This window comes from Caulobacter segnis, assembly GCF_029543125.1.
In the GTDB taxonomy this organism is placed as follows: Bacteria; Pseudomonadota; Alphaproteobacteria; order Caulobacterales; family Caulobacteraceae; genus Caulobacter; species Caulobacter segnis_D.
Genome location: NZ_JARQWW010000005.1, coordinates 92,490 through 104,985, shown reverse-complemented (window position 1 = coordinate 104,985; position 12,496 = coordinate 92,490). Strand labels below are relative to the sequence as shown.

The following is a 12,496-nucleotide window of genomic DNA, read 5'->3' as shown; positions in this document are numbered from 1 at the left end:
GAGGCCGCCCGGTGATGAATGGGGAAACGGACGCCGACAAACGCGGCCTGGAGGCCGCCCTGCGTTGGCTCGTGCGGGTCAACGACGATCCAAGCCCCGAGGTGGTCGCCGGCCTGCGCGCCTGGCGCGCCGAGGCGCCGCAGAACCAAGCGGCGTGGAAAGAGGCCACCATGCTGTGGGATCTCGCCGGCGCGGCCTTAGCCGCGCTCGACGAGACACAGTCTACGCTGTCAGGCTATCCAAGCCGCGGCGAAGATCCGCAATAAGGTCATCGGCGCCTTCCAGGCCGATGTGCAGGCGAAGCAGAGGGCCGTCGAGACGGCCGCTGGCGAGACGGGGGACCAGTTGCGGGTCGCACGGCAAGGCGAGGCTCTCGAAGCCGCCCCACGAATAGCCCAATCCAAAGAGCTGAAGACTCTCGACCATGGCGTCGACCCGCGACCGATCGACAGGCTTCAAGATCGCCCCGAAAAGTCCGCATAGGCCGGTGAAGTCGCGACGCCACAGGTCGTGGCCGGCGAAGCTGGGCAGGGCGGGGCAAAGCACGCTCGCCACTTCCGGCTGATCTTGCAGCCATTGCGCCACCTTCAAGGCCGAAGCCCCGTGGTGGGTCAGGCGCGAATGCAAGGTGCGAAGACCCCGCAAGGCCAGATAGGCGTCGTCCGGCGACACGGCCCAGCCGATTTCGTAGCTGGAGCGCGCCAGGCGCTCGACGACGCGGCCGCTGGCCGCCGCGGAGCCCATGAAGACATCGGAGTGGCCGCAGACGTACTTGGTGAGGGCTTGGATGGAGACATCCACCCCGTGGTCGAGCGGCTTGAAGAGGACGCCGGCCGCCCAGGTGTTGTCGACCACGGTGATGAGGTTGCGCGCCCGCGCCATGGCGGCGATGGCCGGGATGTCCTGCATCTCAAAGGTCAGGGAGGCTGGGGACTCCATGTAGATCAGCCGGGTCTCCGGCTCGATCAGCGCCGCGATCTCCTCGGCCGTGGCGGTCGGATCGTAATAGGTGGCGCGAACGCCGAAACGGGCGAGCGTGCCGTCCAAGAAACGGCGTGTGGGATTATAGGCCGCGTCGCTGACCAGGATGTGGTCGCCGGCCCCGGTCAGAGCCTGAAGGACGCCGGTGATGGCCGCAAGGCCCGACGGATAGATGAACGTCCGCTCGGCGTGCTCCAGCTCGCTGAGCGTCTCGCAAAGCGCCTTGTGGGTGGCCAGCCCGCCGCGTCCGTAGGTGGTCTGGGTGGCGTCATAGAGCGCTTCGGCGGTGGGCATCAGGACCGTCGAGCCCCTTTGCACGACCGGGCCAGGGGTCTTGAGAAGCTTGGCTGAGGTGGCCCCGGCGTGAAGCGTGCGGGTGCATTCCCCGAATTCGGCCAGTTCAGTCATGAGGATACTCTGAGGCTACGGAAGGTGAGGTCAGGAGGCGAGGGCGGCGGGCGCCGTCCCAGCGGGCTCGCAGGCTTGGCGCAGGGCCTTCAGCGCCTTGATCAGGTGCTTCTCCACCGCGCTGACGCTGATGCCCATCTCCTCGGCCACCGCCTTGATGCGCTGACCATCGATGCGTACGGCGATCAGCACGGCGCGGGTGCGTTCGGGAAGGGCGCTGAGGACCTTTCGGGCGATCTGGATTTCTTCGCGGGCCAGGATCACCCGATCGGGCGACAGCTCTTCGAGCACCTGGTCGGCCTCTTCCAGATCGCAATGCAGATTGGAGCAGCGGCTGCGCTCGGTGCGGCTGCGGTCGATCAGGATGGCCACGGCCGTCTGATAGAGGTAGCGCCGCGGGAAGGTCACGTCGCCGCCGCCGCGATGGAGCAGGCGAACCAGGACGTCCTGAACGACATCCTCAACGTCATTGGCCGGAAGTCTGCGCCGCAGATAGCCGCGAAGTTCAGGCACGAAAGGCATCAGTTCAGCCAGGAAGCGGGCCGTCTCGGGGTCGGCGCCGTTGCCGGCCCGAAGCTCCCCTCGCGCCCAGACCTTGCCGGTCTTGACGGCTTCAGCCGTCTCCAAAACGCCCGTCACCATGCCGTTCAACGCGTTCTCCCCCTGCGTTAACGCAATCAATCTGTCACGGGGGGTGGTGAGAAATCCTCACCTTACTTCACGCGCATAGGGGGTATTTTGGGATGAACATCCACGAAACTGGCGCGATCTTGTGATCAACAAGTTTTAGTCATCATACCGATTAGACGCTCTGGCGGTCGGTAGGGGCAGGGCGGTGGTGTGCTTCATCTCCTCCATGGCGAAGGCGGAGCTGACATCGGTCAGTTTCACCGCCGAGGTCAGGCGGCGGTAGACGGCGTCATAGTCGGCGATGCTGGCCACCTGGACCTTGAGCAAATAGTCCACCTCGCCGCTCATCCGGTAGAACTCGACCACCTCGGGCATGGCGTCGACGGCGGCCTGAAAGGTCCGCGTCCACTCATCGCTGTGCTCGCTGGTGCGCACGTTCACAAAGACCGTGACCCCGACACCCAGGGCGCCGGCGTCCAAAAGGGCGACGCGGCGCCGGATGACGCCGTCGTCCTCCAGCCGCTTGATGCGGCGCCAGCAGGCGTTGGTGGACAGATTGACCCGCTCGGCCACGGCCGCGACCGACAAGGTGCCGTCCTCCTGCAGGGCGGCGAGAATGCGGATGTCGGCGGGGTCGAGGGCGACGGGACGGGCGCGGCTGGTCATGGAAGCCTCAAGCAGCTTTGCCGACGCGCGCGAAGACCGCCGCCTGGCTTGGAGAAGGGGCGTCGGCGGATGCGGCGGGGCGCATCGGAAGCGCCGCGGCGTCGAGCGAGGCGTCGAACAGCCTGGCCAGCGAGCCGACCAGGGCGCCGACCCGATCGTCGGCCAGGCTGTAGACGATGTTGCGCGCCGAGCGACGCGTCGACACCCAGCCGGCCGCGCGCAGCTCGGCCAACTGTTGCGACAGGCCGGGCTGCTTCAATTGGGTGAGGCGCTCAAGGTCGCCCACCGACTGCTCGCCGGCGATCAGGTGGCCGAGAATCTGGAGGCGGGCGGGTGTCGCCAGGCTGCGCATGCGCTCGGCGACGTCCTCGGCGGTTTGACGAACGGACAGGTTCATCGGCCGCCTCCGGAGCGGGCGCTCTGCGCCAGCTGGCGCGCCGCCTCCAGGGTCACCGGCGCGGGCGAGATCAGCGCCTCGCCCGGCCGCCAGCCCTCAGGGGTGAGGCCGCCTTCCTTGTCGGTGGCCTGAAGCGCCGCCAGCAGGCGCAGCATCTCCTCCACCGAGCGGCCGTTGGTCATGGGATACCAGGTCAGGGCCCGGATGATCCCCTTGGGGTCGATGAAATAGGTCGCCCGCACCGAGGCGCTATCGGTGTCGCCCGGGGCGGTCATGCCATAGGCCTGGGCGATCGCCATGGAAGGGTCCTCGACGATGGGGAACGGGACGGTCGTGCCCGAAGTCTCCTCGATGCTCAGCAGCCAGGCCAGATGCGAAAACAGGCTGTCCACCGACAGGCCCAGCAGCTCGCAGTCCAGCTTGGCGAAGCGGTCGGCCGCGCGCGCCAGGCTGATGAATTCGGTGGTGCAGACCGGCGTGAAATCAGCGGGATGGGAAAAGAAGATCAGCCAGCGGCCCCGATAGCCCTCCAGCGCGCGCTCGCCGTGCGTGGTCCTGGCCCGAAAAGCGGGTGCGGCGTCGCCGGGCCGCAGGCCCCGCTGAAAAGTCGTCGTCTGATCCATGGCGTCTCACGCATCGCAGGCGGCCGCTTGACCGCGTCCCAAGAGTCTAATTACACAATTACGGAAAATACGTAATAAAGGGTTTACCGCCATGGAGGATGTCGCCCTGGAGGCGGCGCGCGACTGCGTGCTGGCCGCCGCCGATGAAAACCTCAGGCCGCAAATCCACGCCCTGTTCGACGAGGCGACCGCGTCGGTGACCTATGTGGTGGCCGACCCGAGGTCGCGGGCCTGCGCGATCATCGACAGTGTGGCCGACTTCGATGCGGCGGCTGGACGGGTCTCCCATCGCGGGGTCGCCGATCTGGAGGCCTTGATCGAGCGCGAAGGCCTGAGCGTCGCCTGGATCTTGGAGACCCACGTCCACGCCGATCACCTGTCCGCGGCTGCCTATCTGGCCGAACGGTACGGCGCGCCGATCGGCATCGGGGCGGGGATCGGCGAGGTCCAGGCCTTGTTTGGACCGATCTTCGGGGCGCCGCCGCCGACCTCTGCGCCCTTCGACCGCCTCTTTGAGGATGGCGAGCGCCTGTCGATCGGCCAGCTGGAGTGCCGCATCCTGGCCTGCCCAGGTCATACGCCGGCCGACGTCGCCTATGTGGTGGGCGACGCCGTCTTCATCGGCGACAGCCTGTTCATGCCCGACTTTGGAACCGCGCGGGCTGATTTCCCAGGCGGGGACGCTCGACGGCTCTACCGGTCCATCCGCCGGCTGCTGTCGCTTCCGCCCAAGACGCGGCTGTTCTGCGGCCACGACTACAAGGCCCCCGGGCGCGATCAGTACGCCTGGGAGACCACCGTCGCCGCCCAGAACGCCGACAACGTCCATGTGGGCGGCGAGCGCGATGAGGCCGCCTTCGTGGCCATGCGCAACGCGCGCGATGCGGCCCTGCCGGTCCCCAAGCTCCTTTGGCCCGCGCTCCAGGTGAACCTGAACGCCGGGCGCCTGCCTGCGCCAGGCGTCGACGGACGTCGACGCCTCATCCTTCCTCTCGACGCCATCTGAGGCCGCCATGACAAGTCCCTCCATCCGCAAGCACAAGGTCGTGGTCATCGGCGGCGGCGCCGCCGGACTGGCCGCCGCCGCCAGCCTCCTCAAGCGCCGCCCGGGTCTGGACCTGGCGGTCGTCGAGCCCAAGCAAGTCCACGACTATCAGCCGGGCTGGACCCTGGTGGGGGCGGGGGTCTTCGACCGTGCGGCCACGCAGCGACCCATGGCCAAGTGCATCCCCGTCGGCGCGGCGTGGATCCAGGACGCCATGGCGGCCGTCGATCCGCAGCAACGCCGCATAACCCTGGGGAGCGGCGGGGTGGTCGAATACGAGGCCTTGGTCGTGGCCCCAGGCCTGCGTCTGGCCTGGGAGGAGATCGCCGGCCTCGAGGAGGCGCTGGGCCAGTACGGGGTCACCTCCAACTACCGGGCTGATCTTGCCCCCTACACCTGGAGCCTCGTGCGGTCCCTGACCAAGGGCCAGGCGCTCTTCACCCAGCCGACCATGCCCATCAAATGCGCGGGCGCGCCGCAAAAGGCGGTCTATCTGAGCGCCGATTATTGGCGACGACGCGGCGGCGGCCCCAAGATCGCCTTCCATGCGGCGACGCCCGCCCTCTTTGGGGTGGCGCACTATGTGCCGGCGCTGATGCGCTACATCGAGCGCTACGGCGTCGATCTTCAGCTGCAAAGCCAGCTGATCGCCGTCGACGGCCCGGGCCGCAGGGCGACCTTCCGCACCCAGGGCCCGCAAGGCGAGAGCATCGTTCATCGCAGCTTCGACATGCTGCACGTGTGTCCCCCCCAACGCCCCTTGCCCGCCTTCGCGGGCAGCGTGCTGGCCGGTCAGGACGGCTGGATCGAGGTCGATCCGCAAACCCTGCAGCACCCCCGGTTTGCGGCCGTTTTTGCTCTGGGCGACGGGGTGGCGACGACCAACGCCAAGACCGCGGCGGCGGCGCGCAAGCAGGCGCCGGTGGTGGCCGAAAACCTCCTGGCCTATCTGGACGGCAAGGCGCCCGCCTTCGCCTATGACGGCTACGGTTCGTGCCCCCTGACCGTGGAGCGCGGCCGCATCGTCCTGGCCGAGTTCGGCTATGGCGGCCGGCTGCTGCCGACCTTGCCGCGCCGGGTCCTCGATGGGGATCGCGCCACGCGGCGCGCCTGGTGGCTTAAGACCCGGCTTTTGCCGTTCATCTACTGGCACGGCATGCTGCGCGGCCGTGAATGGCTGGTCGCGCCCAAGCCCTCGGCGGGCTGACCATGGCCGCTCTGGATCTGGCCCAATACGCGCTGGGCGGAGGGGCTGGCGCGCTCGTGGGCTTCACCCTGGGCCTGGTGGGGGGCGGCGGATCGATCCTGGCCGTGCCGCTGCTGGTCTATGTGGTCGGCGTGCCCAACCCCCATCTGGCGATCGGCACCAGCGCCTGCGCCGTCGCCCTGAACGCCGGCTCCAACCTTGTCCGCCACGCGCGGCTGGGCAACGTCAAATGGCGCTGCGCGCTGCTCTTCGCCGCCGCCGGGGTGCTGGGCGCCGCCGCCGGCTCAAGCGTGGGCAAGCTCGTCCCGGGCGAGCGGCTCCTGGCCCTGTTCGCCCTCGTCATGCTCGCGGCGAGCATCTTGATGTTCCGCCGCCGACATGACGACGGCGACCTGAAGGTGGAGCTGGATCGCAAGAACGCCCCGCGTCTGGCGGCCGCCGGCGGCGCGGCGGGTCTGGTCTCGGGCTTCTTCGGGATCGGCGGCGGATTTCTTGTCGTTCCGGGCCTCGTAGCGGCGACGCGGATGCCGATGATGGCCGCCATCGGCTCGTCCCTCGTGGCCGTGACCGCCTTTGGCCTGACGACGGCGTTCAACTACGCCTTGAGCGGATGGGTCGACTGGCTGCTGGCCGGCGCCTTTGTGGCGGGCGGCGTGTTCGGCGGCGCCCTGGGCGCCCGCGCCGGGGTGCGGCTGTCGCAGAGGCGCGGGGCGTTGAACATGCTTTTTGCGGGCCTGCTCGTGGTCGTGGCCCTGGCGATGCTGGCCCAGACGCTCTGAGCGGCGCCGCTTCAGGCGGCGCCGGCGCCCATCGGAACGGCATTTTTTTGCACCGCACAGATGAGGGCTTTGGATTTGCTTCCGTCAAAGCCCCACGACCCCCGCTTGCGTCACGCGGGCGATGGGTCGTCACCAGGATTGCGTTGTGATCGATTCCCCCCCGTCGCTCCCGTCAACCAGATCGCCTTCCGCCAGGCACGCGCCGCGCTCCCCCGCCGGCTGCGACCGCCTCAGCGCCCTGTCGGGGCTGGTGGGCGACACCCCGCTCCTGGCCATCCAGGCCAAGCTCGATCGGCGCCGCTTCACCATCTACGCCAAGGCCGAGTTCTATAACCTCACCGGCAGCATCAAGGACCGCATGGCGCTGGGCGTCATCGCCGCCGCCTATGGCCGCGGCGCGCTCGTTGCGGGACAGGAGATCGTCGAGGCCACCAGCGGCAACGCCGGCATCGCCCTGGCTGCGGTCGGACGGGCGCTGGGCCACCCGGTCACCATCTTCATGCCCGACTGGATGAGCGCCGAGCGCCGGGCCCTACTGCGCAGCCACGGCGCGGAGATCCGCCTCGTCTCGGCCGAGGAGGGCGGCTTCCTCGGCTCCATCGCCCGGGCCGAACAGCACGCCGCCCAGGTGGGCGGCTTCTTGTCCCAGCAGTTCGCCAATCCCGACAATTGGCGGGCCCATTACGCCGGCACCGCGCCGGAGCTCCTGGCCCAGATGGAGGCGGTCGGCGCCACGCCCGACGCCTTTGTGGCCGGGGTCGGCACCGGCGGCACGGTGATGGGGGTGGCGCGGCATTTTCGCGACGTCGGTCTGGCCGCCTCGGTTCATCCCGTCGAGCCGGCGGAATCGCCCACCTTGTCCACCGGCCACAAGGTCGGCCGCCACCGCATCCAGGGCGTGTCGGACGAGTTCATCCCCGAAATCGTCAAGCTCGACGAACTGTCGGCGGTGATCGGGGTCTGCGATGGCGACGCCATCTTGATGGCCCAGCGGCTCGCCGTGGAGCTGGGGCTGGGCGTCGGCATCTCCAGCGGCGCCAATATGGTGGCGGCCTTGAAGATCGCCATGACCCTTCCGGGCACGCCGGCGGTGGCGACCGTCTTCGCCGACAACAGCGCTCGGTATCTATCCACCGACCTGGCCCGCGAAGAGCGCGTGCGCGACTGCTATGTGGCGCCTCGGGTCGAGCTGGTCGATCTTCGGGTCATTTAAGACGGCGGGCTTGGGGCGAGGTGAGGGTTTTGGCTGGCCTTCCGTCAACGCAATAGCGCCTGGTCATTCTAGGCCGCATTTGCAGCGCCTGGAGGACCCGATGCCCGCTCGCCTTCTGCCTGGACGCCTCTTTGCGCCCGCCCTGGCGCTCGCCATCGCCGCCGGCGCCGCCCAGGCGCAGGCCCCCTCGGCGCAGCGGCGTGAAATCCTGGCGGCCGTGGACGCCGGGACGCCCAGGATGGGCGAGGTGGCCAAACGCATCTGGACCCTGGCCGAGGTCGGCTATCAGGAGACCCAAAGCTCGGCCCTCCTGCAGGGCGAGCTCGCCGCCGCCGGCTTTAAGATCCAGTCCGGCGTCGCCGGCATGCCCACCGCCTTCGTCGCCAGCTTCAAGAACGGCGACGGACCGGTGATCGCCATCCTGGCTGAGTACGACGCTCTGCCGGGCTTGTCGCAAAAGGCCGAACCCCAGCGCGGGGCGGCCGGCCAGGACGCCGGGCACGCCTGCGGGCACCATATTTTCGGGGCCGCCTCCGTGGCGGCCGCCCAGGCTGTGAAAGCCTGGATGACGGCCCACGACGTCAAAGGCGAGGTGAGGGTCTACGGCACGCCGGCCGAGGAGGGGGGCTCGGGCAAGGTCTATCTAGTGCGCGCCGGCCTGTTCGAAGATGTGTCGGCGACCCTGCACTGGCATCCGTCGGACATTAACAGCGCCGCCCAGACCGTCTCCTTGGCCAATGTCAGCGGCAAGTTCCGGTTCAGCGGCGTCGCCGCCCACGCATCGGCCGCCCCAGAGAAGGGCCGCTCGGCCCTCGACGGCGTCGAGGTCCTGAACGTCGCTGCCAACTACATGCGCGAGCATGTGCCGGCCGGCACCCGCATCCACTACGTGACCACCGACGGCGGGCAGGCCCCCAACGTCGTCCCCGACAGCGCCGAGGTCTATTACTATGTGCGCCACACCGACCCGCAGGTGGTGCGAGACGTGATCGGCCGCATCCGCAAGGCCGCCGACGGCGCGGCCATGGCCACCGAGACCAAGGTGGCCTTCGAGCAGACCGGCGGGGTCTACAACATGCTGCCCAACGACGCCCTGGGACGGTTGATGGATCGCAATCTGCGCGAGGTCGGCGGGGTCAAGTGGGACGCCGCCGACACCGCCTTCGCCGAAGCGATGGCGCCGCAGCTGCCCGCCACCAAACTGACCTTCGCCAGCGCCGCCCAGGTCGAGGCCTACGCCGTGGGCGGGGGCGGGGCCGGCTCGACGGACGTGGCCGACGTCAGCTGGGTGACGCCGACGGCGGGCATCACCACAGCCACCTGGGTGCCGGGAACGCCGGCGCACAGCTGGCAAGCCGTGGCCGCGGGCGGCACGCCCATGGCCACCAAGGCCGGGGCTGTCGCCGCCAAGACTTTGGCGCTCACCGCCGCCGACCTGATGCGCGATCCCAAGCGGATCGCGCGCGCCCGCGCCGAACTGGACGAGCGGCGCGGACCCGATTTCAAATACCAGGCGATGGTCGGCGATCGGCCGCCGCCCCTGGATTATCGTCACAAGCGCACGGAGGCGGGCCAATGAAGCTTCGATCGGCACTGATCGCGGGAGCGGCGCTGCTGGCGCCCATGACGGCGTGGGCGCAGGCTGGCGGCGGCGAGGTCTTCAAGTTCGAGCCGGTGGCCAATGCGGCGCTGGATCGTCCCGGCGCCCTGGCCAACGCCTGGGGCGACTACGACGGCGACGGTGATCTCGACCTGGTCACCGGCTTCAAGGACGGCACGGTCCTTCTGCTGGAGAACGACAAGGGTGTTTTGACGCCCGTCGACCGAGGCCTGACGCTCAACGGCAAGGACGCCCGCGGCCTGGCCTGGGGCGACTATGACGGAGACGGCGACCTTGATCTCTATGTGGGGGTCTCCGCCACGCCGCGTGAGCGCAACCGGCTGTTTCGCAATGACGGCCCCAAGGGTTTTGTCGAGGTCGGCGAGGCGCTCGGCGTCTCGCCCCCCGACGCCTCCACCCGTCAGGTCACCTGGATCGACATCGATCTGGACGGCGACCTTGACCTCTTCGTCGCCCAGCGCGCCGCGCCCAACCAGCTGTTCATCAACGAGGGCGGGCGCTTCCGTGAGGCGGCGGCCCAATGGGGCTTGGCCGATCCGCGCAAGAGCGTCGGCGCTTGCTTCTTCGACGCCGATCAGGACGGCGATCTGGACCTCTTCGTGGCCAACCAGGCCGGCGACCGCGACGGCTTCTTCCGCAATGTCGGCGGCCGCTACGAAGATGTCGCCGTCGAACTGGGCGTGACGCCCTTGCAGCGTCCGGCCGACGAAGGCTCGGTCGGCTGCACGGTGGCCGACTATGACAACGACGGCGATTTCGATCTGTTCGTGGCCGCCTATGGCGTCAACCGGCTCTATCGCAACGATGGCGGGCGCTTCGTCGAGGTCGCTCAGTCCGTAGGCATCGTCGGCGACGAGCACCATGTGGCCGGGGCCTTCGCCGATATCGACCAGGACGGCTGGCTCGACCTCTATGTGACGACCTTCCGCACCCCCAATCCAAACCTGCCCGATAAGCTCTATCGCAATGTCGGCGGTCGATTTGTGGAGGCGCTGCCAGCAAATCTGAATCGTGCGCCGGCTGATCATGGCGTCCAGTGGGCCGACTTCGACGGCGATGGGGATTTGGATCTGGCGCTGACCCACAATGACGACAAGGTTGGCGGCGGCCGCCTGTTCAAGAACATCTCGCCGCCGCCAGCGCAGCGCAACGCCCTGTTGGTGGAGGCGCTCGATCCCACCGGCAAGCGCGTGGTCCCCGGAGCCGAGGTGCGCGCCTACGACGCCAAGGGCAAGCTCCTGGGCGCTCGGCTCATGGACACCGGCGGCGGCTACGACTCTCAAAGCGCCCAGCCCGTGCACCTCCCGACCCTGTCGGCCGGCAAGGTGCGTCTCGAAGCCACGTTCCTGACGCCCCAGGGGCGGCGCACGGTGACGCTCGACAAGGTCGATCCCAAGCGCTGGCGCGGCAAGGTCGTCAAACTGCGCCAGCCGTCGAACTGATCAGAGGCCGGACCCGCGGCCCATTGTGGAGAATTGCTTGATGTCCATTCGCCTTGCGACCCTGCGCCCCTCCGTGCGGCGCGCCCTGGGGTGCGCCGTGTCGCTCGCCGCGCTTTGGACGTCGGTCGGAGCCTCCGCCCAGGCGCCGGCGCTCAATGACCGCAAGGACGTTCTGCCGCCCTCGGTCCTGACCTCGGACGATCCGCAGCGCATTCCGCGCCGCCCGCCGCAGGCGGCTCCCAAAAAGCAGGTCGTGCTCAAGGGCGGCCGGGTGTTCGACGCCGTCTCCGAGCGCGCCTATGCGGGCACGGTGGTGATCGAGGGGCGCACGATCAAGGCGGTTCTGCCCGCGGATTCCTCGGATTTCGCCGTCGACGCCGAGATCGTCGATGTGACCGGCAAGACCGTCATGCCCGGCCTGATCGACATGCACGTCCACATGACCTATCCGGACCCGGACACGCCCATCGACGAGCAGGACACCGAAGGCTCCGGCGTGCTGCGCGGATCGCGCAACCTGCGCTACTTCCTGGAGTCGGGCTTCACCTCGGTGCGCGACCTGGGCGGGGTGCTCAACGCACCGCATCAGCTGGCCCAGTGGAGCGCCTCGGGGCAGATTGCGGCCCCGCGCGTCTTCGCCGCCGGCCACATCATCACCGGCACGGGCGGCCACGCCACCGAGCGGCCGATCACCCCCAACCACGGCCCCACCTATCAGTGGGAACGCGACGGCGCCGACGCCTGGCGCGCCGCCGTGCGCCTAGCGTTCAAGCAGGGCGCATCGGTGATCAAGATCGCCAGCCATTTCACCGCCGACGAGGTCAACGCCGCGGTGGACGAGGCCCACACCCTGGGCCTGCCGGTGACCTGTGATTGCGAAACCCTCTACATCGAGCGGGCCGTGGCCGCCGGCGTCGACATGATCGAGCATCCCCTGCCGCGCACCGATGCGGTGATCGCGACCATGGGCCGCCGCAAGGTCGCCTCGATCCCGACCTTGCAGGTTTACCAGAACGTCCTGGACACCTCCGGCGGCTTCTACGGCTCGACCTCGCGCCGCTTCACCATGACCAGCCAATCCAACTTCGACGTCTTCAAGAAACTGAAGGCGCAAGGGGTGGTGATGGGGGTGGGCACCGACACCATCGGGCGGGTCAACACCATGATCCCCAACCCGTACATCGCCGAGCTGAAATGGTTCGTCAAAGGCGGCTACACCGCGCCCCAGGCCCTGATCGCCGCCACCCGCACCAACGCCCAGCTGCTGGCCATGGGCGACAAGCTGGGCACCCTTCAGGCGGGCAAGCTGGCCGATGTGATCGTCGTCGACGGCAAGCCTGACGAGACCCTGGAGGACCTGGCCAAGATCGATCAGGTCTACAAGGACGGTCGTCGCTGGGTGGCCGAGGGCCAAGTGGTGCTGCCGCGTCATGTCTCGGCGCCCCTGGCCAAGCCCTCGCCGCCGGCCGAGACCCGCTGAGCCG

Annotated in this window: 13 protein-coding genes; 8 read left to right on the top strand and 5 right to left on the bottom strand. The window is 68.8% G+C overall.

Annotated features, from left to right (window positions below):
• Positions 1 to 14: 14 nt before the first annotated feature.
• Positions 15 to 266 carry a FecR/PupR family sigma factor regulator gene (locus tag P7B02_RS15470; RefSeq protein WP_277787248.1) on the top strand — a complete coding sequence of 84 codons (252 nt, stop codon included), beginning with the start codon at positions 15 to 17 and terminating at the stop codon, positions 264 to 266.
• Here P7B02_RS15470 and metC read toward each other — a convergent pair.
• The 5 genes from metC to P7B02_RS15445 all read right to left on the bottom strand — a co-directional run bounded on the left by metC (position 223) and on the right by P7B02_RS15445 (position 3,705).
• Positions 223 to 1,389, bottom strand: a complete 1,167-nt coding sequence (gene metC, locus P7B02_RS15465) for a cystathionine beta-lyase (RefSeq protein ID WP_277787247.1) — start codon at positions 1,387 to 1,389, stop codon at positions 223 to 225. The two genes, P7B02_RS15470 and metC, sit on opposite strands and share 44 nt — an antisense overlap.
• A 30-nt stretch (positions 1,390 to 1,419) precedes the next feature.
• Positions 1,420 to 2,031: an RNA polymerase sigma factor gene (locus tag P7B02_RS15460; protein ID WP_277787246.1), complete on the bottom strand. Its 612-nt coding sequence runs from the start codon at positions 2,029 to 2,031 to the stop codon at positions 1,420 to 1,422.
• Positions 2,032 to 2,175: 144 nt separating this feature from the next.
• The gene (locus P7B02_RS15455; RefSeq protein WP_277787245.1) at positions 2,176 to 2,685 is read right to left on the bottom strand and encodes an Lrp/AsnC family transcriptional regulator; all 510 of its coding nucleotides are present in this window, start codon (positions 2,683 to 2,685) and stop codon (positions 2,176 to 2,178) included.
• 7 nt (positions 2,686 to 2,692) lie between these two features.
• Complete coding sequence (locus P7B02_RS15450; protein ID WP_277787244.1) at positions 2,693 to 3,082, bottom strand: ArsR/SmtB family transcription factor; 390 nt, start codon at positions 3,080 to 3,082, stop codon at positions 2,693 to 2,695.
• Complete coding sequence (locus P7B02_RS15445; RefSeq protein WP_277787243.1) at positions 3,079 to 3,705, bottom strand: peroxiredoxin; 627 nt, start codon at positions 3,703 to 3,705, stop codon at positions 3,079 to 3,081. The genes P7B02_RS15450 and P7B02_RS15445 overlap by 4 nt, the downstream gene beginning before the upstream one ends.
• Positions 3,706 to 3,796: 91 nt before the next feature.
• On the opposite strand from P7B02_RS15445, the gene P7B02_RS15440 reads away from it, so the two are divergent.
• The 7 genes from P7B02_RS15440 to P7B02_RS15410 all read left to right on the top strand — a co-directional run bounded on the left by P7B02_RS15440 (position 3,797) and on the right by P7B02_RS15410 (position 12,492).
• Positions 3,797 to 4,711 (top strand): MBL fold metallo-hydrolase, encoded by a 915-nt coding sequence (locus P7B02_RS15440; RefSeq protein ID WP_277787242.1) that lies wholly within the window; start codon positions 3,797 to 3,799, stop codon positions 4,709 to 4,711.
• Between the two features lie 7 nt (positions 4,712 to 4,718).
• Positions 4,719 to 5,957: an NAD(P)/FAD-dependent oxidoreductase gene (locus P7B02_RS15435; RefSeq protein WP_277787241.1), complete on the top strand. Its 1,239-nt coding sequence runs from the start codon at positions 4,719 to 4,721 to the stop codon at positions 5,955 to 5,957.
• Entirely contained in the window at positions 5,924 to 6,736 is an 813-nt protein-coding gene (locus tag P7B02_RS15430) for a sulfite exporter TauE/SafE family protein (protein WP_277787240.1), read from the top strand. The genes P7B02_RS15435 and P7B02_RS15430 overlap by 34 nt, the downstream gene beginning before the upstream one ends.
• A 145-nt stretch (positions 6,737 to 6,881) precedes the next feature.
• On the top strand, positions 6,882 to 7,949 hold the full coding sequence (locus tag P7B02_RS15425) for a PLP-dependent cysteine synthase family protein (RefSeq protein WP_277787239.1): 1,068 nt from the start codon (positions 6,882 to 6,884) through the stop codon (positions 7,947 to 7,949).
• 100 nt (positions 7,950 to 8,049) lie between these two features.
• The gene (locus tag P7B02_RS15420; protein WP_277787238.1) at positions 8,050 to 9,528 is read left to right on the top strand and encodes an amidohydrolase; all 1,479 of its coding nucleotides are present in this window, start codon (positions 8,050 to 8,052) and stop codon (positions 9,526 to 9,528) included.
• Positions 9,525 to 11,012, top strand: a complete 1,488-nt coding sequence (locus P7B02_RS15415; RefSeq protein ID WP_277787237.1) for an FG-GAP repeat domain-containing protein — start codon at positions 9,525 to 9,527, stop codon at positions 11,010 to 11,012. Before P7B02_RS15420 ends, P7B02_RS15415 begins: the two co-directional genes overlap by 4 nt.
• Positions 11,013 to 11,052: 40 nt before the next feature.
• On the top strand, positions 11,053 to 12,492 hold the full coding sequence (locus P7B02_RS15410; protein WP_277787236.1) for an amidohydrolase family protein: 1,440 nt from the start codon (positions 11,053 to 11,055) through the stop codon (positions 12,490 to 12,492).
• Positions 12,493 to 12,496: the final 4 nt, after the last annotated feature.

Excerpts from the sequence above, each read along its gene's own strand:
- P7B02_RS15470 (WP_277787248.1), top strand. The coding sequence starts at position 15 with ATGAATGGGGAAACGGACGCCGACAAACGCGGCCTGGAGGCCGCCCTG.
- metC (WP_277787247.1), bottom strand. The coding sequence starts at position 1,389 with ATGACTGAACTGGCCGAATTCGGGGAATGCACCCGCACGCTTCACGCC.
- P7B02_RS15460 (WP_277787246.1), bottom strand. The coding sequence starts at position 2,031 with ATGGTGACGGGCGTTTTGGAGACGGCTGAAGCCGTCAAGACCGGCAAG.
- P7B02_RS15455 (WP_277787245.1), bottom strand. The coding sequence starts at position 2,685 with ATGACCAGCCGCGCCCGTCCCGTCGCCCTCGACCCCGCCGACATCCGC.
- P7B02_RS15450 (WP_277787244.1), bottom strand. The coding sequence starts at position 3,082 with ATGAACCTGTCCGTTCGTCAAACCGCCGAGGACGTCGCCGAGCGCATG.
- P7B02_RS15445 (WP_277787243.1), bottom strand. The coding sequence starts at position 3,705 with ATGGATCAGACGACGACTTTTCAGCGGGGCCTGCGGCCCGGCGACGCC.
- P7B02_RS15440 (WP_277787242.1), top strand. The coding sequence starts at position 3,797 with ATGGAGGATGTCGCCCTGGAGGCGGCGCGCGACTGCGTGCTGGCCGCC.
- P7B02_RS15435 (WP_277787241.1), top strand. The coding sequence starts at position 4,719 with ATGACAAGTCCCTCCATCCGCAAGCACAAGGTCGTGGTCATCGGCGGC.
- P7B02_RS15430 (WP_277787240.1), top strand. The coding sequence starts at position 5,924 with ATGGCTGGTCGCGCCCAAGCCCTCGGCGGGCTGACCATGGCCGCTCTG.
- P7B02_RS15420 (WP_277787238.1), top strand. The coding sequence starts at position 8,050 with ATGCCCGCTCGCCTTCTGCCTGGACGCCTCTTTGCGCCCGCCCTGGCG.
- P7B02_RS15415 (WP_277787237.1), top strand. The coding sequence starts at position 9,525 with ATGAAGCTTCGATCGGCACTGATCGCGGGAGCGGCGCTGCTGGCGCCC.
- P7B02_RS15410 (WP_277787236.1), top strand. The coding sequence starts at position 11,053 with ATGTCCATTCGCCTTGCGACCCTGCGCCCCTCCGTGCGGCGCGCCCTG.